This window comes from Microcoleus sp. PH2017_28_MFU_U_A (assembly GCF_020738035.1).
Lineage (GTDB): Bacteria > Cyanobacteriota > Cyanobacteriia > Cyanobacteriales > Microcoleaceae > Microcoleus.
Map to the genome: position 1 here is coordinate 15038 of NZ_JAEQCX010000120.1, position 22342 is coordinate 37379.

Here is a 22342-nt window from a genome sequence, read left to right on the forward strand (position 1 = left end):
CTCAAAAATTTATACAATAAGTCTAAACTACAATTAGTTAGTGCGATCGATCGCTTCTTCTGAAAAATTCGCCCTAAAAAAGAACTATTACCTATTGACTTTGCTCGACTTCCGGGGTATATTTTAGATAATGGAAGTGGTGACTTAAAATTTAATTCTGCCAATATTTCCATTATTTAATTATACTTGATTGAATGCTCGCAGTCAAGGTGTGAACCCTAAAAAAAAAGGCAATTTTTTTTAATACAATCAATTAAAATTAATCTGACCCACAACTAATTCTCCCTTAGCATGAATAAATTATCAATAAGTCCGATCGCCCGAATATTCTAAAATTCAAACCTACGATCGAATGAGAAGAAAGACCAATGCCTTACACCACCAGCCTTGAGCGCATCGGAATTGCACCCTACAACCACAATGAACAAGTCTCCGATCAGAATTCTGCTAGTAGAAGATGATACATTACTGAGTGCGACACTGGCAAAGGTGTTGGAAGCAAATGACTACACGATCGATCGCGCCAGCGACGGACAAGCGGGCTTAGACTTGGCAACATTGATTGAGTATGACCTGATTTTGCTCGACGTGCAGGTTCCAAAACTAGATGGGATTAGTCTGTGCCGGCAACTGCGATCGCAAAACTACCGCAAACCGATCCTGTTACTGACAGCAAACGATTCAGATGCCGATGTGGTAGCAGGGTTCGACGCCGGAGCCGATGATTACATCAACAAGCCTTGCGGTACGGAAGTATTGCTAGCAAGAATCCGCACATTATTGCGGCGCTCTAAAGCAGTTTCTCCTGGGAGTTTTGCTAAAGACTCATCCACTACATTGACTTGGGGAAATCTTTGTTTAGACATGGATTCAGGGCGAGTAACCTTTGGCGAACAACTTATTTCACTGACAGCCAAAGAATACAACCTGCTGGAATTGTTTATGCGAAATCCCGATCGCATCTTCAGCCGCAGCGCCATTCTCGATCGCCTGTGGGGATTTGACGATGTACCAACCGATCGCGCCATAAACACTCATATTAAGGATATCCGAAAAAAACTCAAAGCAGGCGGCTTGACTGAAGAAATGATCGAAACAGTTTATGGCATGGGCTATCGACTCAAGCGAAGTCCCCAATCCGCACCGCTGCTTTCAAACAATTCTAGCACCAACAGCACCAACAAACAGAAATCTCGCGCTGGAGATCCGTCTGCGATTGACAAAGTGCTAGAGCGGTTTCGAGGAGTATTTCAGCAACAAATTGCCGTCTTGTCGGAAGCAAAAACCGCTATGATTGCCGGAAATTTGGAACTCGAATTATATCGAGCGGCCAAGCATGAAGCGCATAAATTAGCAGGCTCTATGGCATCCTTTGGGTATCCAGAAGGATCGAAATTAGCGCGATCGGCAGAGCATTTACTAATCTCCGTTAGCCCAGTCAACGCCTGTGGTGTTCTTCGCCCTTTCACTGCTGAAGAAATCACACGATTTTCGGAAGTAGTGACAGGATTAGAGCAGGAATTAGCCAAACCAACAGTTACGTCAACCAATTCACCAGTGCCTACCGCGGTATGTCATCGAGTGCTAGTAGTTGACGATGATACTGCTTTGACGGAATCCTTAAAAGCAGAATCCGAAACTTGGAAAATTCGGATGAAAATTGCTCCGAATGTCGCTGCTGCCCGATCGCGCTTGGCTATGTCAATGCCCGATCTGATTTTAATAGATTTAAGCTTTCCCGACACAGAAGAAGATGGATTGACGCTGCTGCGAGAACTCAACGAGCGATCGCCCAACCTGCCCGTAATTGTATTTACAGGGCGCGACAGTTTGGGCGATCGGCTAGCAGTATCTCGCCTAGGTGCCAAACAATTTTTACACAAACCTGCCACCACCGACCAAATTTTTCAAGCCATATCCCGTATCTTAACCAAAACTAAAGCCCCGCAAGCCAAAGTATTAATTGTTGACGACGATCCTGCTATTTTAGCTCACTTATCTGCACTGCTAATACCTTGGGGTTTGGACGTGGTAAAATTAACCGATCCTCAAGGATTTTGGGAGGTGCTGGTTACAACTTCGCCCAACTTAGTCATACTCGATTTGGAGATGCCACAAATTAGCGGGCTAGAGTTGTGCCAGGTGGTGCGGCAGGATACGCAGTGGGGAGATTTGCCAATCTTAGTTGTAACTGCTCACACCGATGCAGATTCCCTCAGCCAAGCCTTTGTAGCCGGAGCCGATGACTTCATTACCAAACCAGTTCTAGGGCCAGAACTCGTGACACGGGTACTCAGCCGCATCAAACGCACCGCTCCGAACCTGAAGCCACGAAATACTTAAACTTACTAAAACCATTCATTCTAACATTTTTCGACTTTCTCAGTAATACCAAAATGAAAAAATCATGCAACATTATTAGTAGGGTAAACGAGTGTTGACAATTCACCAGAAATAATTGCTTGAAAGCCTCTGGGTTTGGCGTATAAATTAAAAGAAGAGCATTCATTACTCCAATCCTCGGACTGACCGGAAGAGGTTGCTGTCAACAGTCAACAGTCAACTGTCAACTGAATGAACTAGACTTACCTAGATGCTACAAACAAGGGGCGAATGGTTATATTTTGAAACAAATGGGGATCTCTACTTTGACCGAGACGATACACACTTTATTTCGATATTGGTTTGAATTTTCAATTTTACCAAAATTATCATAATCTGATTTTATTTATCACCACTTTCAAAAACATTAAATAGTATGGAAGACATCGACAAAACTAAAGACAAACTGATTGCTGAATTAGAGTTGTTGCGCTCAGAAGTGGCGGCTCTCCAGCAGGCCCGACGATCGCAATCCGCAACTGGGCTACCACCGACAGCATCGGCAGTGGCAACCTTAACCCTCCCGGACTCTCTGGGTTTGGCCACCCGCCCTGAAGCAACTGGCCAATACACGATTCTGTTCGTAGACGACTCAGAAGTCGATCGCGCTACCTACCGCCGATTTTTGTTGCAAGATAGCGATCGCACCTACAATATTGTCGAATTTGATAACGGTGAAGATGCGCTGCAATGGTGCCAGCACCAGATCCCAGATATTTTGCTACTAGATTACTATTTACCCGATATAGATGGGTTAGAGTTGTTGGAGGAACTGCTGCAACAGACTGGGCGAAATACGCTTCCTGCGATCGTGCTTACAGGGCAGGGAAATCTACAAATGGCCGTTGATTTACTCAAAAGCGGCGCTCAGGATTATTTACAAAAAAGCCAGATTACCCCAGAAGTTTTGCAGCGTTCCATTAGCTATGTTCTGCGACACAGCCAACTGATGAGAGAACGGGAATGGCAGCGACAGCAACAGCAAATCCTGGCTAAAACAGCACTTGCTATCCGCGATTCCCTGAAATTAGAAGATATTCTCAACACCACGGTAACAGAAATTAGAAATATTCTGCTCTGCGATCGCGTAATTATCTTTCAATTAGCCCCAGACTTGAGCGGCAGGGTTGTGGTAGAGTCAGTTGGTTCAGAAGCGAGACCAATCCTATCCACTCAGATACACGATCCTTGCCTTAGTGAAAGCTATTTTGAACGCTTCAGACAAGGCTTAGTCACCGCTAAATCAGATATTTATAGGGCACAAATTGCTCCCTGTCACCTAGAATTTCTGACAAATCTCCAAGTCAGGGCAAATTTAGTCGTGCCGATTCTCCAAGGTGAAAATCTTTGGGGTTTGCTAATTGCTCATCACTGCGTTGCGCCGCGAGAATGGCAAGCTTCAGAAATAGAATTGCTGCGACAGTTGTCTGCACAAGCTAGTATTGCCATCCAACAAGCTGATTTATTGGAACAGCTACAAACCGAACTTAGAGAGCGCAAACAAGCAGAACTAACATTAGAGGAGACTCAGGAAAAACTGCAATTGTTCATCAAATATGCTCCCGCCAGTATTGTGATGTTCGATCGCTCTATGTGTTACCTAGCCGCCAGCCAGCGATGGGTTGATGAATTTGAGATCGATGACCTAGGATCGATAATTGGGCGATCGCACTACGAGCTTTTTCCCGATCTGCCTCTTCATTTGAAACAAAGCCACCAGCGCGGTTTTGCAGGGCTTGTTCAGAAATGCGAAGAAGATAAATTAATCTATCCAGATGGATCGCAGCAATGGTTCCGGTGGGAAGTTCACCCCTGGTATCGCAGCAATGGAGATGTTGGTGGCATCATTGTCTTTTCTGACAATATTACCGATCGCAAACAAGCAGAACTAACATTAGAGGAGACTCAGGAAAAACTGCAATTGTTCATCAAATATGCTCCCGCCAGTATTGTGATGTTCGATCGCTCAATGCGCTACATTGCAGCCAGCCAGCGATGGGTTGATGAATTTCGGCTCAATGACCTAGGATCGATAATTGGGCGATCGCACTACGAGCTTTTTCCGAATATTCCAGAGGAGTGGAAGCAATTCCACCAGCGCGGTTTCGCAGGTTTCATTGAAAAATGCGATGAAGATCGGTTTGTACACTCAGATGGCTCCCTGCAATGGTTGCGGTGGGAAATTCACCCCTGGTATCGCAGCAATGGCGATGTTGGTGGCATCATTCTCTTCACTGAAGATATTACCGATCGCAAACAAGCACAAATTGCCCTCCAACAAATCAATACCGAACTCGAAAAACGGGTAACAGAAAGAACAGCCCAACTCACCGAAGTCAACGATCGTCTGTTAGTTACCTTACTCGAAAAAGACCACGCCTATCAACTCCTCACAGAACAAGCACAACTGCTCGATCTCGCCCACGATAGTATTATCACCTGGGATTTAAACTCAGTCATCACCTTTTGGAATCAGGGAGCCGAGTTGATGTATGGCTGGACAAAAGCCGAGGCCTTCGGACAAGAATCGCACAGTTTGTTCAAAACGCAATTTCCGCAGCCATTGGCAGAAATTCAAGCAGAACTGTTTGAAACAGGTTACTGGGAAGGAGAACTAATTCATTACACTAGGGACGATCGCCAAATTACTGTATCTAGCCGTTGGGTTGTGCAAAAAGATGATGCAGGTAGACCAATTAAAATCCTAGAAATTAACAGTGATGTTACCCAGCGAAAAGCAGCAGAATTAGTCTTGCAGCAATATATCCATGAAGTAGAAGACCTCTACAATAATGCTCCCTGTGGCTATCACTCCCTGGATGCCGAGGGGACAATGGTTCGGATTAATGATACAGAACTAAAGTGGTTAGGCTATACCCGGGATGAACTGCTGTATAAAATTAAGTTTTTGGATCTGCTATCACCAGATGGCAAACAAGTTTTTTATGAAAACTTTCCCAAGTTAAAACAACAAGGCTGGGTCGAAAACCTGGAGTTCGAGATGTCCACTAAAGACGGCTCAAGCCGTTGGTTTAACCTGAATGCTACCGCGATAGAAGATGCAGCAGGCAACTTTATGATGACCCGCTCAACATTGTTTGATATCAGCGATCGCAAACAGAGCCAAAGAGAGCGAGAACAAGCTGAATTAGCCTTGCGAGAGAGCGAAGAACAGCGCCGATTAGCTCTAGAACAGAAATCCCGACAAGAAAGTTTGCTCTGGACTATTACTCAAGCGATTCGCCAATCTTTAGACCTCAAGGACATTCTGAATACTACCGTCACAGAAGTCAAGCAAACATTACAAGTCGATCGCGCTGCGATTTATCGTTTCACTCCCGATTGGAGTGGAGATTTTGTGGTGGAGTCAGTCGATCCGCAGTGGGTAAAACTGGTGGAATGCAATATTCAAAAAGCTTGTGAAGATGTCTACCTGCAAGAAACTAAAGGAGGTCGCTTCCGCAATCACGAAACCTTTGCGATCGCCGATATTGACGAAGCTGGACTTCATCCCTGTCACATCCAACTCTTGCAACAATTTCAAGCCAAAGCATATTTGGCAGTTCCCATATTTTCGGGAGAATTCCTCTGGGGATTGTTAATCATCTACCAAAATACTGCACCTCGCAATTGGCAATCTTGGGAAATTGAATTACTCGAACAGATTAGCAGCCAATTGGCGATCGCCATTCAGCAATCCCAACTCTACACCCAACTTGAACTCGAATTGCAAGAACGCCAGCAAGCAGAAGCTATAATTCGAGAAGCCGAACGGCGCTGGCGATCGCTTTTGGAGAATGTGCAGTTGATTGTTGTCGGACTCGATGCGTCGGGAAATATCAACTACGTCAATCCATTTTTTGTCGGTCTCACAGGGTATACTCACGAAGAAGTTTTAGGCAAAAATTGGTTTGAAAACTTTTTGCCTAGTTCTAGTATAAAATCAACTGAAGCCGACTTCTTGCAACTCTTGACTCACAATGCTCATCCCTATTATCGAAATGTCATCTTGACCAAATCCGGCGAAGAACGATTCATTGCTTGGAACAATACAACGCTGCAAGATTCAGATGGAACCGCGATCGGCAGTATCAGCATTGGCGAAGATATCACCGAACGCAACAAAATCGAACAAATTAAGGATGAATTCATCGGCATTGTCAGCCACGAACTGCGTACTCCTCTGACAGCAATTCAAATGTCCTTAGGACTATTAAAAACTGGAATTTACGATAAAAAACCCGAAAAGTCCCGGCGCATGATCGAAATTGCCCTACTTGATACCAATCGTTTGGTAAACCTGGTGAATGATATTTTAGATTTGGAACGGCTGGAGTCCGGGCGAGCATTTCTCGATAAAACCCTTTGCAAAGCCGCAGATTTGATGCAGCAAGTAGTAGATGCCCTCCAGGCGATCGCCAATCAACACCAGATTTCATTAATTATTATCCCCACCGATGCAGAAGTCTGGGCCGCAGCAGATGCCATCCTCCAAACCTTGACAAATTTACTTAGTAATGCTCTTAAATTTTCGCCTGTCGGTGCCACCATTTACCTGAGTGCGGAAAACCAAACAGACTGCGTGCTGTTCCAAGTTCGCGATCGCGGGCGGGGCATTCCAGCCGATAAATTAGAACTCGTTTTTGGGCGATTTCAACAAGTCGATGCCTCAGATTCCCGCGAAAAAGGAGGAACCGGGTTAGGATTGCCCATCTGTCGCAGTATTATTGAGCAGCACGGTGGAAAAATCTGGGCAGAAAGTATTTTAGGTGAAGGCAGCACATTTTTCTTTACATTGCCCTTACCTGCGATCGAATAACTGTCACCTTCAATAAAGGTATGTTGTTGCGCTTCAGCGCTCTTTCATAATTTAGAGCGCTGAAGCGCAACTACGTACCTAACGCCCAGGACTCTCTAAAATCTAAAATCCCAAATCTAAAATCTCAAATCCCATGACTGACAGATTAATTTTAGTAGTTGACGATCAAGAACACCTCCGAGAATTGGTGCAAGCGTGTTTAGAAGATCTAGGCGGATGGGAAACGCTGGTAGCAGCATCGGGAGAAGAGTGTTTACAAATAGTCCAAACACAACAACCATCAGCCATTTTGCTCGATGTATCTATGCCGGGAATGGATGGATTTGCTGTGTACGATCGCCTTCAATCCGATCCCAAGACGCGATCGATTCCGGTGATTCTGCTGACAGCAAAAGTCCTGCCGAGCGATCGGGCAAAATTTGCCCAAATGGGCGTCACAGGCGTAATTGCCAAACCAATCCAACCCACCAGCCTGACGGTAGAAGTCGCAGAGATTTTGGGGTGGGATGAAGAATTTTAAGATTATTTGTCAAGTTTTGTAACGATAGTAAAATCTTTACCAATTCCTTACCGTGGTTATCTAGGCTTCCGGGATACAGCTAAAAGCTCTTAGCATAAGAGGAGACTACATGAATGCTTTTTCAGTTATTCAATGATGTCACGCAGTATCTCGAATATCAAAATCAAATGAAGGCTTTGGAAGTGGTTGCTATGACCACCAAAACAATTTTACTGATTTACAAAGAACCAAATATGCAGGAAGTAGTAAAAGCTTGTTTAACCGACTTAGGAGGTTGGAACGTGCGAGTTGCCAATTCAACCCTGGAAGGCTTGCGACAAGCAATACTCTATCAGCCCGATAGCATAATTTTGGATATTTCCACTGGCGCCATAGATGAATTCCTATTTCTCAAACAACTAAAAACACTGCCCACAACCCAAGCAATTCCAGTTGTGCTGCTAACTCTCAAAGCGAAATGGGTCGATCTACAACAGAGCTTGTTCCCACAAGATAAAATAGCAGCAGTGATTGTAAATCCCCTCGATCCAGCTATGCTGTCCGTTCAGATTGCTCAGGCCTTAGGCTGGGACTTAGACTAAAATCTCACATCGCTCAGTCTGAGGATCGCGAAAGAATTTACACATATTTGTGGGACGGGCGGGACGCCCATCCCACAAGAACAATAGACTTCTTGCAAAAATAGTTAGGACGGGCTAGAAGCCCATCCCACAAAAATCTTTTTTCTTGTGGGATGGGCTTCTAGCCCGTCCCAAAATTTGATTAAATTTGATTAAAAGGACTTTTGCAAGAGGTCTAATAAAAATTGTAAGTTATTTAATTCTCATTTTTTACTAGCCGTAGGGTGTGCCGCCACTCAAAATCCCTCGCCAAAAAATCAACAAATTCATAGCGACGCACCTCTGCGCGAGCTGAGTACAAACAACTCGGACATTCACTCCACCCAACAATTAATTAGGTTTTAGCAATACTTGACAGAAAGGGAATGACTTACTGCATAAGAGTTTGGAGCTTCCCTCAACCTGCATTTTTTAACAAGTCTAACTATTTATTGTTGCGAAATATTTCAAGTTAACTCAATTCCTTAACAACCTTATTTTTTTTACCAAATCTTTACTTTTCACTTTTACAGTCATGGTGTTGGTGTTTCAAGCCAGGTTACAGCACTTTCCAACAACAGTGAAATATATCTGAGTTAAAAAAGAGGTTATTATGACAGACGCATCCAGCAGCTCAAATCAAATCCTCGGTCAAGTTAACCAGAATACAGACTGTCCCTGCTGCTCGAATCCGATGCTGCGTCACTTTCGCCAGCATCAGGTGTACTGGTTTTGTCGCGAGTGTTGGCAAGAAATGCCCGTCTACAATCTTAACCAATATTGTTCATTGCCATCTATAGCAACTCTCAATAAAGCATGGGTGCCACAGAATCTGAGTTTTTCAACCAGTTTGAAATTGGCGGCCTGAGATTTGAGATTAAAACTGCCAATCTCAAATCCCAAATCTCAAATCCCAAATCCCAAAGGGCTAAGCCTAGAAAGTAAAGGTAGTTCTCACCACCCCAATCACCAAATCAGAATTACTCTTATTGTGGTCAGGAGCAGTCAGCCAAATCACACCCGGAGTGATCGAAATATTGTCGCTCAACTTAAACTGATAGAACCCTTCAATGTGCAGCGAAGTATCCTTATCTTCCGGCAAAGTCCGATTAGTAGAACTTGTTACTCGCGGCTCCATACCTACCAGAAAGCCCGCCACATTTCCCTCTTTCAACAAATCGGGAAAAGCCACAGTAACAGCCCAGTTCCAGATTTTTTGGTCTCCGCGCTGCACAGAACCGGTAGGAGTAGCCAAGTTAGATAAAATGCGCTGGTTAGTGTAACCAGCCCAACCGCCAATTGCCAATCCAGGCCGCACTCTCCACGAAGCTTGGGCGCCGTAGGAATTGCTAGAAACTGGCAGATTATTGTCGCTGTCGATGCCGAAGGAACCGAGACGTACCGGAAAATTAGAAGCGTTGCTGCCCGTACCAGTGACGAAGTTGTAGGAATTGACGTAAGTTAAACCTAAAGCCATAGTGCTTGTCGGTTTGAAAGTCAACTGAGCCAAAGCGCCGTAAGAACCGTTGAACAAACCGTTACCCTGCGTCGGGCTTGCAGCGTTGCCGGCCAAATATCCCAAACTCAGCTCAAGTTTTTCTCCCAATTGCTGCCGCACAGCGATACCAGTACCCGCAGTCAAATAGTAAATCGGGTTGCGAGTGCCGAAGTTAGAAAGAGCACCGCTACCGCCATCTCCGTCAAAGTAAGGATTGACAGTGTTAGTAAAATCGTCAGCGGCACCGGCATTGGCTTCGAGAATTACAGTAGTGCTTTTGCCGAGGGGAAATTGGTAAAACAGCGCATCTAAACCGACTGTATTGCTAGCTGTTCCAAAAGGCCCGGCGTTAAACCGCAATTCCCCTTCAGCAGTTTTAGTATTATTAGTAGAAAACGCACCCAAATTTAAAACTTGCAGTCGAGTTCTCAGCAAATCTTTGCCGGTGAAACTCGTGTCAAAATTGAGACGAACCCTGCTGCCAAAAGCCGTGCTTCGATCGGCATCGCGGCCGTCAGCATCTTCTCCCCGGGCGATACCTGTCAATGCAAATATCACTTCGCCGTTGAGTTTAGTCGTAGTCGAAAACTGATTTGCTTCTAATTCAGAGGTGCGCGCTTCCAAGGCATCGACGCGCCCGCGCAAAGTTGCCAATTCCGCTGCAAACTCTTCTTGCAGCTTTTGCACAGCAGCCAAATCTTCTTTTGTGGCTAAACCCCTGGTACCGCCTTTAATCAGCTCGTTGACTTTATCCAAACAGGCATTTAAACCCGCTGCAAACTCGTAGCGAGTCATCGCCCGGTTGCCGCGATAGGTGCCGTCAGGATAGCCGGCAATGCACCCGTAGCGCTCTACTAGGGATTGCAAAGCTTGGAATGCCCAATCGGTGGGCCGCACGTCGGAAAGTTGCGAAACGGAGGTTACTTGGCCGACTGTATCTTCGCTGCTGCCTTCTGCGCTGTATTGGTTGATTTGTTCTAAAACATTTGACTGCGCTTGAGGCTGGGCAATTGGAGCCGTTGATTGGGAAATCTGCTGGGGTTTTGCGGCTGCTTTGTCGGCGCTGACATTAGTTGGTACAGCGGGTTTTTCGCTGGAGTTGGCGGGCGCGACTGCGGGGATTTGCTCTGCGATCGGTTGCTTGGCATTTAAGTTGGCGGGCGCGACTGCGGGTTTGGTTTCGCTTAAGTCTGCTGCTGCAACTGCGTTATTTTCCGGTGATGCGACTTGTTCGGCAACTGGGGCTACCTTCGCTGCGAGATTGTTATTTTCAATAGTCTCAACAGTTAAGTTGTTAACTACTGACGCTGGTTCTGCCGTTATTGCTGATATTTCAGGCTGTGCTGCCTCGGTTGCAGCACCTGCTAATTCCAATTGATTGGCTTGAGCTGCGGCAATTTCTACAGGTTGCTCTGCTGCTAGGGCAGTTGAAGATACGACTAAACTTGCTGCTAGTACAGCGGGACTTGCTAAAAGTCCTTTCCACAAAAATTTGGACATTTTTTCCTCACACCACGTTAGTTCGATCGCCCGTTCCACACATTTTGGCGATCGCAAATCACCTACAGTATTCCGCCTAATAGTATTATTTGTCAACAATCGGCGGGAAATTTCCCGCAGAGTGCGGTTTTGCTATTTCCGATTTGACAAAAACCCCGTTGCTCCCAAAAAATATTGGTTTGAAGCACCCAAAAAAATTCTTACAAATACCCGATGCTGGTGAGTTTCGAGTCCAAAATTTTAGACTTCTGTTCAAAATCCCAGATTAATCCGTGGAGTAAATCTAAAATCTAAAATCTAAAATCTAAAATCTAAAATCGAGTCGCCTGCGTAGAAACACGGTTGATGGCTTGAGGGTGCGTAAGCGATCCCTCGGTAAGACTAATATTGACAGAACTGGCGCTCACAAATCGTTCGATCGACTACATAAAGTGAAAAAACTCAAATACGCCCTAGTTCATGAATGGTTGACGCCCTTAGCTACCGGCGGTTCAGAACTCGTAGTTGCCGAAATCCTCAAATACATAGACGCTGATATCTATGCCCTGATTGACTTTGAATCGGCGAATCCCGAAAGCTATCTGTTCGGGCGACAGATTGGCACGACATTTTTGCAGAATTTCCCCAAGGCCCGCAGCGGCGTGCAAAAATATTTGCCATTTCTGCCGATCGCGATCGAACAACTAGATCTGCGAGAATACGACATCATCCTCTCATCCTCCCACGCCGTCGCCAAAGGCATCCTCAGCAGTCCAGGGCAAATGCACGTCTGCTACTGCCACACGCCCATGCGCTACGCTTGGGACTTAACTTTTGACTATTTACGCAGCAGCAAAGCCGGACGGGGCATCCCGGGCTTGCTGACGCGATATTTGTTGCACCGACTGCGGCAGTGGGATGTAATTTCTGCCAACCGCGTCGATTATTTCGTCGCCAACTCCCAACACACCGCACGCCGAATTTGGCGGTGCTACCGACGGCGCGCCGAGGTGATTTATCCGCCGGTAAATATCGAGAGATTTTCCTTGATGCGGCAAAAACAAGACTTTTACGTGACAGTGTGCCGATTGGTAAGCTACAAAAACGTAAGTGCGATCGTCCAAGCATTCAATCAACTCGGGCATACTCTCATTGTCATCGGCACCGGGCCAGAATTAGAAATGATTCGGCAAATCGCCAAACCCAACGTGCAACTACTCGGCTGGCAGCCCGCCTCCGTAGTGGAAAAGTACATGGCAGAAGCGAAAGCCTTTGTCTATGCAGCTTGCGAAGATTTTGGCATCGCTTTAGTAGAAGCTCAAGCTTGCGGGACACCAGTAATTGCCTATGCAGCAGGCGGCGCTTTGGAGACAGTGCTCGACATTCGCCAACACCCTGAGACTGGGACAGGCTTATTTTTCCCCTCCCAAACCGCAGCAGCAATAGTCGAAGCCGTCGAAGAATTTGAGCAGTTGCAAGGCAAATTTGCGCCAGAAATGGCACGGTTGCGCGCCTCCCAGTTCGCCCCGGAAGTCTTTGAGCAGCGCTATCTAGCTTTTGTGGAACACTCCTATCAGGAATTTCAATCCGGTGATTTTACTCAGACTTGATATCAATTCCGGTTGCACCGGAATCAACATTGCCCGAAATGAGGAGACGGCAGTGCCGTGTCCCTACGGTGATTAATGTAGGGACACGGCACTGCCGTCTCCTCCATCATGTCTGAGTGCAACCGCCAACTGCCAACCGTCAACAGTCAACTGACAACAGTCAACTGCCCCTTTCCGCAAGAAAATTGAGTATTTGAAACATAATTCAGAGAACAAAGCGTCTTGAGGCCTTATGATCGTGACTGTGTGTGGTGTGAAGTGAAGGAGTAAGATGACTGCCGACAGCCAACTAATCTCCGGCAAGGTAATTCGAGCGATCGCAAGACGCGGTTTTGCGCCTGTCCTGCAAGGAGATAGACGCATCAGTCGTTCTCTAGAGAGACTCGACGGAGAATTTTTCAAGCGGTTATTTGACATTCTCTTTTCCTTATCGGTTCTAATCCTGTTTGCTCCGGTTTACCTGCTTTTGGCTCTCTCTATCGCCTTAAGCTCGTCCGGGCCTATCTTTTACGTACAGGAACGAGTAGGCAAAAACCGTAAAATGTTTTATTGCCTTAAATTTAGAACGATGGTGGAAAATGCGGACGACATATTGCTGGAAATCATGGAAAAATCTCCGCATTTGCGTCAAGAGTTTGAGGACAATTTCAAGCTTAAACAAGACCCTCGAATTACCTGGATTGGAAGATTTTTACGAATGACCAGTTTAGACGAGTTCCCCCAGTTTTGGAATGTATTAAAAGGAGATATGAGCGTCGTCGGGCCGAGACCTTTAGTTGAAGAAGAACTGCCGAGATACGGCCGTCACATCAACAAAATTCTCACCATCAGACCTGGAATTACAGGTTTGTGGCAAGTGTCCGGTCGCAACGACATTCCGTATCCCCGAAGAGTCCAAATTGACCTCTATTATGCCAATGACAAAAACCTTTGGATGGATATGTGGATTGTTTTCAAAACAATTGGAGTTGTGATTTTCCCCAAAAATAACGGCGCATATTAATTTTTTGTCCGCAGTCAGCCATCGGTAGTTAGTTTTGTTTGTTACTGACCACTGAGGCTGACTACTGACAGCAAGCGGCAAACTCTTTACTCAAACAAAACACTTCCTTGATGCCGATCGAAGAATTGTGAGTTAAGGTAGAGCTTGAGCATACGACGGGCAGGCAACAACAGCCTCTACCCTGAAAGTCCGAAGTGAATTAACACAGCCTGTCAAAGGAAAATCAGATGACGCAACGCAAGCGAGCGCTAATAACAGGTATTACAGGCCAAGACGGGTCCTACTTGAGCGAATTACTGTTAGAGAAAGGATACGAAGTTCACGGCATTATCCGGCGCAGTTCTAGTTTCAATACCGATCGCATTGACCATATCTATGTCGATCCTCACAGCGAGGATGCAAAGTTGTTTCTGCACTACGGCGACTTGACCGACGGCACTACTCTCCGCCGAATATTGGAACAAGTTCAGCCTGTAGAAGTTTATAACTTAGGCGCTCAATCTCACGTTAGAGTCAGTTTTGACTCACCGGAATATACGGTTGATGCCGTAGGGATGGGGGTATTGCGACTACTAGAAGCAATTCGGGACTACCAGAATCGCACAGGCATAGAAGTGCGGTTTTATCAAGCAGGTTCTTCTGAAATGTTTGGTTTGGTGCAGGAAGTTCCGCAGAAGGAAACAACTCCCTTTTATCCCAGAAGTCCCTACGCTTGTGCCAAAGTTTACGGTCACTGGCAAACAATAAATTATCGCGAATCCTACGGACTTTTTGCTTGTAACGGCATCTTGTTCAATCACGAGTCTCCGCGCCGTGGTGAAACTTTTGTAACTCGCAAAATTACTCGGGCTGTTGCCAGAATTGTCGTCGGCCAGCAGAAAAAACTTTATTTGGGCAACCTCGATTCCAAGCGGGACTGGGGCTTTGCTAAAGACTACGTGCAGGCAATGTGGCTGATGCTGCAACAAGAGAAGCCTGACGATTACGTAATTGCTACTAACGAAACCCATTCCATTAAAGAATTTCTAGATTTGGCCTTTACTTACGTCAATTTAGATTGGCAAAAATATGTGGAGTTTGACGAACGTTACTTGCGTCCGGCAGAAGTCGAACTGTTGATTGGTGATTCGACTAAGGCGCGCCAGCAATTAAATTGGGAACCTTCTGTAACTTTTGAGCAGTTAGTGCATTTAATGGTAGATGCTGACATGAAATCGCTCAAAAAGCAAGAACGAGGTTCTGGCAACGGATTTGATTGATCCACAAAACTAAACAGTCAGTCGATTTTAGATTTTGGATTTTAGATTTTAGATTTTAGATTTTAGATTTTGGACTTACTCCACAGATGAATCTGAAAGTTGGAACTCTTAGTCTAAAATTTTTGACACTCCCCGAATCCTGTCAGGGACTTGTATCCGTTCCCGGGTGTGGTGACTGCTAACAATTTGTATGGGTAGTGTCCCGTCTGTTACCCGATTCGCGCATCGGGGCATTACCCATACAAACAGTTCACAAGTGATGAGAGGATTGTTGTAGCTATTAGTGCGGGCATTCCAACAACCAGCTTAACCGATCGCCAAATTTTCGGCTGTGCGGGCCAACAAAAACATTAAAACGTTGAGGACTGGAAACCCATAAATCTCACGTTCAGATACAAACGGAGCAATTTTCCCCTATCTGGGACAGCTAAAACTGACTTGTTAGCGCCTGCTGTAGCGGAAAGCTTTTTTGCTAAAGTAACAAATTTAGACTGGAAATTGTCGATCGACCTTTATTGAAAATCCCGAGGATAAAATTATGACAAGCTTGGATTTAAGCAACAAACGCATCCTAGTCACGGGCGGCGCCGGTTTCCTCGGCCGTCAGGTAATCGACCAGTTAGTCAAAGCAGGGGCCGATGCTGATAAAATTTCAGTTAGTCGATCGATCGACTGCGACCTCCGCCTCATGGAAAACTGCAAACGCGCAGCCGACCAACAAGATATCATCATACACTTAGCAGCCCACGTCGGCGGCATCGGTTTAAACCTCATCAAACCGGCAGAACTATTTTACGACAATTTGATGATGGGCGCGCAACTAATCCACGCCGCCTACGAAGCAGGAGTCGAAAAATTTGTCTGCGTCGGCACAATTTGCGCCTATCCCAACTTAACCCCAGTTCCCTTCAAAGAAGACGACCTCTGGAACGGCTATCCCGAAGTAACCAACGCACCCTACGGAATAGCAAAGAAAGCCTTATTAGTGCAACTACAATCCTACCGCCAGCAGTACGGATTCAACGGTATCTACTTGCTACCAGTTAATTTGTACGGCCCAGAAGATAACTTCGATCCGAAAAGTTCCCACGTCATCCCAGCATTAATTCGCAAAGTCCACGAAGCCCAAGAAAGAGGAGACAAAACACTACCAGTTTGGGGCGATGGTAGCCCCAGCCGCGAGTTTTTGTATTCCACAGATGCCGCGCGCGGGATTGTGATGGCGGCTCAATCTTACAATGAATCTGACCCGGTTAATTTGGGAACAAATAGCGAAGTTAAAATTCGCGAATTAGTGGAAACAATTTGCGAATTGATGGGATATGAGGGAGAAATTGTTTGGGAAACAGACAAGCCGAACGGTCAGCCGCGCCGCTGTTTGGATACCCAAAGGGCTAAGGAAAGGTTTGGTTTTGTGGCTGAGGTGGAGTTTAAAGAAGGCTTGAAAAATACGATTGATTGGTATCGAAAACACGCGGTTTAAGTCTGAAAAACCCCGGTTTCTTGAAGGAACCGGGTTTTTTTACATTTTATTTATAAAACTCGGCGGTTGAAACCGCTACTACACAAACAATGTCCGCCTCCGCGGACTAAGAATAATAAATTATACCAATCGATCGCCTTTCGGGTAGAACTCTCCTACAATAATTACTTGTGGAACACCTTTATTGTAAAATATATTATTTTCGCAAGATGTTTATTTTAGAATGGAACTGAACCAGCAGAAAGAACTTTTCAGCAAAGCTTATGTACGTGCCGTGGCAGCCGTGGCAGGTTTCTCTGTCAGTCAGCCAGAAGTAGATGACGATAGCATTGATTTAAAAATCGTAGCAAGAGGCGGTGAGGGAGTAGTTTTTTCCCCTGAGCTTAACTTACAATTAAAATGTACCTCAAGGGATGTACTCGACGGGCAGTTCATCCGATATCCGGTGAGGATAAAAAACTACAGGGATTTGATAATCAATTCCCAGGTTCCGCGCCTGTTAGTGGTAGTTTTAGTGCCGGAAAATTTAGAAAACTGGTTGCAGCAGTCTGAAGACGAAATGTGCATGAGGCATTGCGCCTACTGGGTGTCGCTGCGGGGACAGCCAGAAAGACTCAATACAGCGAATGTAACAGTTGAGTTATCCCGCTCTAATCAGTTCACAGTAGAGGCTCTCAAGTCTATTATGCAGCGTCTTAGTCAAGGAGGTTTACCGTGAAAGTAACTGTAAAAGATAAGGAAATTTTCCAAACTATAGATCCCAATGTGCTAGCGGCACACTTAGAGACTAATGGCTGGCAAAAAATTGCTTTAGTCTATGAGAATACTTGGATTTGGCACAAAAAGAATGATGCTGGTCAGATTTTTGAAATCAAGCAGCCTGTGAGACAAGAATTTGATGCTCCTCAGCTTATTGCTGAAGCTTTCAAGACGCTAGAAGTCATAGAAAATCGCTCTCAGCTAGAGATTCTCAGCGATTTAATCACTGCTTTACCTAATGTTGCAATCTCGGGATGGATTAATAAAGTGTATGGGGCAGAATCTCCAGGCCAAATTACTTTAATAGGATTTGTGGTGGGGAAGCTGAGAAAAATTAATCTGGAATTGCCGGAAGCAGATTATCAGTTGGCCCTCAAGGCTTATGAATCCCGATCGCCTGTCACCTGTTTTGGTGATTTAATTAAAGAAAATGACGGTTTCGTGTTAAACAATCCGCGCGATTTTGCTCTGCTGAGTGAGGCAGAATTAATCTCATAGTTTGGGAGATGCTGGTTGTGGTACAATATCAAGCAAAAATTATTGTGCCGATCGCATTACAGGAAAACAGGTTGTGCAAACTCTAAAATTAGGTGCATCGGGTTCCGATGTTGTGAAACTTCAAAAACGCTTGCTGGAGTTAGGGTTGAATCTAGGGAGTGCAGACGGCAAGTTTGGGCCGAAAACAGAAGCATCCCTCAAACAGTTTCAAACCAATCAAAAATTTTTGGCAAACGGCATAGCAGGCCCGGAAACGCTAGCTGCTTTGTTCCCTGGGGAACCTTTGGGCTCGTCACTTTTATCATACAGGGCGATCGAGCTAATCTTAGAATTCGAGGTCGGCGGCGGGCGGCTATATTACGAAAAGCTGTTGCAGCGTCCAACTTGGCCGGAAGGAGCATCGGGAATTACGATCGGCATCGGTTACGATCTAGGTTACAACACAGTAGAAGTTTTCAACCAAGATTGGCAGAAATTAGGGGATGTTGAGCAACAGCGTTTGAGTAAGTGCTGCGGGTTGACAGAGGATGCAGCAAAAGAACGTTTAGCTAGTGTTAGAGACATCATTGTTCCCTGGGAATTAGCATGGGAAGTTTTTAATGTTGTCACAGTGCCTAAATTTTACAATCTGACAAAAGAAGCATTTCCCGGTTTTGAACAATTGCCGGCAGATGTTCAAGGAGGATTGGTAAGTTTGGTGTTCAATCGCGGCACGAGTATGCAGGGAAACCGCCGCGTGGAAATGCGTGTTATTCGCGATTTAATTACGAAAAAAAATGTGAGTAAAATTCCCGAACAAATCCGCAAAATGAAACGAATTTGGCTGGGAACGAGCATTGAAAAAGGGATGAACAGACGACGGGATGCGGAAGCAGATTTAATTCAGGAAAGTGCTTAAACAGTTGACAGTTGACAGTTGACAGTTGACAGTTGACAGTTGACAGTCGATCTGTGGTAGGGGCGATGCCCCTGTGCCCGCCCTCTTAATTGACAGTTGACAGTTGACAGTTGACCATTCAACTACGATCGAGGCACCGCATTTGACAGTTGACACCGAGGTTTTTCAACTGTTTTGATATAATAGAAATACTTTGACTGAAATCATCCAAAATTAACATTCACAGAAAGCCCATGATTGCCGATCGCACCCAAAATTATATCTTACCTGAACAGTCAAAGTAACTGATAATTATCATGTTATCTTCCGCACAAAACCTTGTGGAACAAATCACTGATTGGGAATTTATCGAGTTGTGGGTAGATCCGATTGTTTTCCCGCCTCGGATTCTGATGTTAGTGGGTGGCAAAAATAGTAAGTGTGGTATTTACGAACCATCGCCGAATTATAAACTGCTGTTTTTAGGTTCAAGTTACGATGAGGCTCACTCGTGGCTACTGGAAGATGAATATGAGCGAGTTGATGGTAGGCTTTTAGCCTCGGAAATAGTTTGAGTGAAGAATAGACCTCTTGCATAAGTCTTCGATCGATCCTTCAACCGCAGATGTCAGACAGATAAACACAGATAAACGCAGATAATTTTAGGGTGTTTTCCGATTTTTGCAAGAGGTCTAATAATTAGTTTTTGAAGAGGGCGAAGCATGACCGCATATAAGTTATTAGTTATAATCCCATATTGACTACGGTCATGCTATAGCCCATACAAACATATTTGCCAAAACCAGATGCACCCAGAACAAAAAGGTGCTTTTGATATAAGGTTATAGTAAACTAAGTCGCAATACCCAAAATCCGATCAACCCAATTGATTAAATCAACCGGGTTTATTAACTAAATTACTGTTCCTGCATCGCGACTAATAATTAAAACTTTGAACTGGCAGCAATTGGCGGTGGCAGCACAACTTTCTTCGCTAAACCCAGCACTTTCAAAATTTTAATTGCCCACCAAGTCATGTCAATTTCCCACCATTTCCATCCGGCTTTTGCTACGTTCGGGTAAGCGTGATGGTTGTTGTGCCAGCCTTCTCCGTAGGTAAGAATTGCTGCCCACCAAAGGTTGCGGGAATTGTCTTGGGATTTGAATGTGCGGTAGCCTGTCATGTGGCTGGCAGAGTTGATTAACCAAGTGCTATGCCACAGCAAAACTGCTCTGAGAAATACGCCGTAAATTACAAATGACCAACCGCCAATTAGGTACAGCAAGATTCCTACAGGAAGTTGCAATATCAGAAAGTTGCGATCTAACCAGCGGTAAAAAGGATCTTTCGCTAAATCGGGAGCGTACTGTTTGTAAGTTTCGTAATTAAAAAACTCTTGGTGCGGGTAAAATATCCACATCATGTGACTCCACCAAAAACCGCGCCGCGCGGAGTAAGGATCTTTATTATTATCTTCTGTGTAGAGGTGATGCTGGCGGTGTCCGGAAACCCAAAAAATCGGCCCGCCTTGTAAGGCTAAAGCACCTATTGTGCCGATCGCATATTCTAGCCATTTAGGCACTTGCAAACTGCGGTGAGTTAACATTCGGTGATATCCCAAGCAAATGCCAATGCTGCCAAACAGCCAGTGCAGAAATATCGCTACACCTAAAGCATACCAAGAAAAAAACCAAGGGGCTAATAAAGCTAAGCCGTGTATTGCCCCAAAAAATGCCGCAGTCGTCCAGTTAAACGCGATCGGCTGTTTGCCCTCAAGGGCAGTTTCGACGGAATTACAATTCATGAAAGTCCTTAATTTTAGATAACGGCGATCTGCTGACAAAACATCGATCGGCCTTCCCTGTACACTGGTTAAAACTGACGCTTGTGAAAGCATACGATTACAGGCGGAACAGAAAGTGCAAGTTTCACTTACATCTTCAGCTTAACAGGCGTTTCCTTTTTGTGCAAGTCTTACTTGCAATTTATTATGCCCGCTCAACGGAATCCAACTCGACAGCGTTTAATCGGTGCAGCGCTAGAGTTATTTGCCTCTAGGGGAGTTACCGAAACTACGACCAAGCAAATTGCAGAATTAGCTGAAGTTAATGAGGTAACGCTATTTCGGAATTTTGGTAGCAAGCACGGCTTGCTTTTGGCCGTCATTGAAGAGGCTGCCGTATTTACTAAGTTGGGTGAAAGTTTAGTCGATCGCACAAATCAGACTAGCAGCATCCACCAAGCGCTCAAAGACTACGCTATTGCCTGTTTGGAGGCCCTGGAACGGGTTCCGGAAGTCGTGCGATCGGTGGTGGGCGAAGCGGGACAGTACCCCGCAGAAAACCGTGCGGCGCTCGGTAGAGGCTTTACGGAAGTCAACCGCTATGCAGCGGAATATTTTGCTGCTGCGATCGATCGCGAACAGTTGCACGCCCATGTGACTGCCGAAAAGCTGGCTAGTTTGCTCAACGGAATGTTGCTGGGATACGCGGTGATTGAGTTTACTAGCGAGTTTCACGAACTTTGGCAGGATCGGGAGGATTTTTTGGAGAATTTGCTCGCGCTGTTTTTGCACGGGGCTGTCTCGTCTGCCGATCGCCTCCAGTCTGAAGTTGAGTTCGATCGAGTAACCGCGAAGGCGCAAAGAGAACAACAGGAGAATGTTACTTTTCTGAGTGCGAACCGGCAGGTGGAATCTGAGATTTTGCCCGCATTTGGCGGGTTTGGCGCCAAAATTCGCGACAGCCGGGCCCAAAATCAATTTGCAGTCAAATCGGAGTTAGCAACCAAAAAAACTGCTGGCGAAAATGTGTCGGATTTGCCAGCAAATTTAGTCGCTGCCATTGTGCAGCGGGCTAAAAAGCTGGGAATGCAAGAATATGCTTTAGCATACGTTTTGTTTGGATCGGGATTGAGTGCCAATGAGATTGTTGGCTTGGGGCGATCGCACCACATTAGCGATTCTCGCCAACAACTGCTGCAAGTCACGCAAGGTTTGGGGCGGCAAGTTCCCGTAAATCAGTGGATTTTGGGCAAGCGCTACGGTTCTTATACTAACAATCCGCTAACTCAGTGGTTGAAAAGTCGCAAAGACAGCGAGTCAGCTTTGTTTTTAAATCGAACTGGAAAACCGCTGTCGGAAAATGAGTTAGCCAAGTTGTGGGAAGAAATGACTGCGGGATTGGTTGGTGTTGAAGCAGAGGCGATCGCGATCGAACAAACTCAACAAACCTGGTGCGTGGAGATGTTAATGCGGGGGATGAATTTGGAAGATATGCAGATATTGACTGGGTGGGATGCTGCTAAGTTGCAGCCTTACGCGCGCAGAGCCAGGGAAAAAACTGCTTTAGAACAAGCGATTCGTCTCGATCGCAAAGCCTAGACAAATCAAACTACCATAATAAGATTGGTTCCATCGTTCCGAATGCAAGTCCTTAAAATTCAAGGACTAAAGTCCTGGCGTTGCTGAACTAGGGTATGATGAAATGGTCGTCGGAGCGTCACAAATCACACACATTTAAAAGGAATATTATGCAATGCCCGGAATGTCAGTCT

The 22342-nt window shown here is 45.4% G+C and carries 16 protein-coding genes; 14 read left to right on the top strand and 2 right to left on the bottom strand.

The genetic code is table 11. The features are described 5' to 3' along the window. Positions 1 to 420: 420 nt before the first annotated feature. The 5 genes from JGK14_RS27385 (at position 421) to JGK14_RS27405 (ending at position 9188) form a co-directional block, all read left to right on the top strand. Positions 421 to 2343, top strand: a complete 1923-nt coding sequence (locus JGK14_RS27385) for a response regulator (RefSeq protein ID WP_325315712.1) — start codon at positions 421 to 423, stop codon at positions 2341 to 2343. A 415-nt stretch (positions 2344 to 2758) separates the two neighbouring features. Then, positions 2759 to 7201 carry a PAS domain S-box protein gene (locus JGK14_RS27390; protein ID WP_325315713.1) on the top strand — a complete coding sequence of 1481 codons (4443 nt, stop codon included), beginning with the start codon at positions 2759 to 2761 and terminating at the stop codon, positions 7199 to 7201. A 133-nt stretch (positions 7202 to 7334) separates the two neighbouring features. Next, positions 7335 to 7721 carry a response regulator gene (locus JGK14_RS27395; RefSeq protein WP_293185282.1) on the top strand — a complete coding sequence of 129 codons (387 nt, stop codon included), beginning with the start codon at positions 7335 to 7337 and terminating at the stop codon, positions 7719 to 7721. A 113-nt stretch (positions 7722 to 7834) separates the two neighbouring features. Then, positions 7835 to 8302: a response regulator gene (locus JGK14_RS27400; protein ID WP_293185280.1), complete on the top strand. Its 468-nt coding sequence runs from the start codon at positions 7835 to 7837 to the stop codon at positions 8300 to 8302. A 631-nt stretch (positions 8303 to 8933) separates the two neighbouring features. Beyond that, positions 8934 to 9188 carry a hypothetical protein gene (locus JGK14_RS27405; protein ID WP_293314033.1) on the top strand — a complete coding sequence of 85 codons (255 nt, stop codon included), beginning with the start codon at positions 8934 to 8936 and terminating at the stop codon, positions 9186 to 9188. 66 nt (positions 9189 to 9254) lie between these two features. On the opposite strand, the gene JGK14_RS27410 is transcribed toward JGK14_RS27405, so the two are convergent. Further along, positions 9255 to 11318 carry an iron uptake porin gene (locus JGK14_RS27410; protein ID WP_442921485.1) on the bottom strand — a complete coding sequence of 688 codons (2064 nt, stop codon included), beginning with the start codon at positions 11316 to 11318 and terminating at the stop codon, positions 9255 to 9257. A 431-nt stretch (positions 11319 to 11749) separates the two neighbouring features. Between JGK14_RS27410 and JGK14_RS27415 the strand changes: the two genes are divergently transcribed. The 8 genes from JGK14_RS27415 to JGK14_RS27450 all read left to right on the top strand — a co-directional run bounded on the left by JGK14_RS27415 (position 11750) and on the right by JGK14_RS27450 (position 19361). Then, complete coding sequence (locus JGK14_RS27415) at positions 11750 to 12907, top strand: glycosyltransferase (protein WP_293208616.1); 1158 nt, start codon at positions 11750 to 11752, stop codon at positions 12905 to 12907. Positions 12908 to 13178: 271 nt separating this feature from the next. Beyond that, positions 13179 to 13910, top strand: coding sequence for a sugar transferase (locus JGK14_RS27420; RefSeq protein ID WP_293177969.1), 732 nt, complete (start codon positions 13179 to 13181; stop codon positions 13908 to 13910). A gap of 227 nt (positions 13911 to 14137) precedes the next feature. After that, the gene (gene gmd / locus JGK14_RS27425; protein WP_293193119.1) at positions 14138 to 15169 is read left to right on the top strand and encodes a GDP-mannose 4,6-dehydratase; all 1032 of its coding nucleotides are present in this window, start codon (positions 14138 to 14140) and stop codon (positions 15167 to 15169) included. Positions 15170 to 15707: 538 nt separating this feature from the next. Continuing rightward, the gene (locus JGK14_RS27430) at positions 15708 to 16652 is read left to right on the top strand and encodes a GDP-L-fucose synthase family protein (RefSeq protein WP_293326750.1); all 945 of its coding nucleotides are present in this window, start codon (positions 15708 to 15710) and stop codon (positions 16650 to 16652) included. A 223-nt stretch (positions 16653 to 16875) separates the two neighbouring features. Next, on the top strand, positions 16876 to 17370 hold the full coding sequence (locus JGK14_RS27435; RefSeq protein ID WP_325315715.1) for a DUF4365 domain-containing protein: 495 nt from the start codon (positions 16876 to 16878) through the stop codon (positions 17368 to 17370). Then, positions 17367 to 17909 (top strand): hypothetical protein, encoded by a 543-nt coding sequence (locus JGK14_RS27440; protein ID WP_325315716.1) that lies wholly within the window; start codon positions 17367 to 17369, stop codon positions 17907 to 17909. The genes JGK14_RS27435 and JGK14_RS27440 overlap by 4 nt, the downstream gene beginning before the upstream one ends. 73 nt (positions 17910 to 17982) lie before the next feature. Next, positions 17983 to 18807 (top strand): peptidoglycan-binding protein, encoded by an 825-nt coding sequence (locus JGK14_RS27445; protein ID WP_293193115.1) that lies wholly within the window; start codon positions 17983 to 17985, stop codon positions 18805 to 18807. 320 nt (positions 18808 to 19127) lie between these two features. Continuing rightward, positions 19128 to 19361, top strand: a complete 234-nt coding sequence (locus tag JGK14_RS27450) for a hypothetical protein (RefSeq protein WP_293276815.1) — start codon at positions 19128 to 19130, stop codon at positions 19359 to 19361. A 369-nt stretch (positions 19362 to 19730) separates the two neighbouring features. Here JGK14_RS27450 and JGK14_RS27455 read toward each other — a convergent pair whose 3' ends face one another. After that, positions 19731 to 20591, bottom strand: a complete 861-nt coding sequence (locus JGK14_RS27455; RefSeq protein WP_293276816.1) for an acyl-CoA desaturase — start codon at positions 20589 to 20591, stop codon at positions 19731 to 19733. 186 nt (positions 20592 to 20777) lie between these two features. Here JGK14_RS27455 and JGK14_RS27460 point away from each other — a divergent pair, with 186 nt between their 5' ends. After that, positions 20778 to 22169, top strand: a complete 1392-nt coding sequence (locus JGK14_RS27460; protein ID WP_293196672.1) for a TetR family transcriptional regulator — start codon at positions 20778 to 20780, stop codon at positions 22167 to 22169. Positions 22170 to 22342: the final 173 nt, after the last annotated feature.

Excerpts from the sequence above, each read along its gene's own strand:
- JGK14_RS27390 (WP_325315713.1), top strand. The coding sequence starts at position 2,759 with ATGGAAGACATCGACAAAACTAAAGACAAACTGATTGCTGAATTAGAG.
- JGK14_RS27405 (WP_293314033.1), top strand. The coding sequence starts at position 8,934 with ATGACAGACGCATCCAGCAGCTCAAATCAAATCCTCGGTCAAGTTAAC.
- JGK14_RS27410 (WP_442921485.1), bottom strand. The coding sequence starts at position 11,318 with ATGTCCAAATTTTTGTGGAAAGGACTTTTAGCAAGTCCCGCTGTACTA.
- JGK14_RS27400 (WP_293185280.1), top strand. The coding sequence starts at position 7,835 with ATGCTTTTTCAGTTATTCAATGATGTCACGCAGTATCTCGAATATCAA.
- gmd (WP_293193119.1), top strand. The coding sequence starts at position 14,138 with ATGACGCAACGCAAGCGAGCGCTAATAACAGGTATTACAGGCCAAGAC.
- JGK14_RS27420 (WP_293177969.1), top strand. The coding sequence starts at position 13,179 with ATGACTGCCGACAGCCAACTAATCTCCGGCAAGGTAATTCGAGCGATC.
- JGK14_RS27430 (WP_293326750.1), top strand. The coding sequence starts at position 15,708 with ATGACAAGCTTGGATTTAAGCAACAAACGCATCCTAGTCACGGGCGGC.
- JGK14_RS27455 (WP_293276816.1), bottom strand. The coding sequence starts at position 20,591 with ATGAATTGTAATTCCGTCGAAACTGCCCTTGAGGGCAAACAGCCGATC.
- JGK14_RS27460 (WP_293196672.1), top strand. The coding sequence starts at position 20,778 with ATGCCCGCTCAACGGAATCCAACTCGACAGCGTTTAATCGGTGCAGCG.
- JGK14_RS27385 (WP_325315712.1), top strand. The coding sequence starts at position 421 with ATGAACAAGTCTCCGATCAGAATTCTGCTAGTAGAAGATGATACATTA.
- JGK14_RS27395 (WP_293185282.1), top strand. The coding sequence starts at position 7,335 with ATGACTGACAGATTAATTTTAGTAGTTGACGATCAAGAACACCTCCGA.
- JGK14_RS27435 (WP_325315715.1), top strand. The coding sequence starts at position 16,876 with ATGGAACTGAACCAGCAGAAAGAACTTTTCAGCAAAGCTTATGTACGT.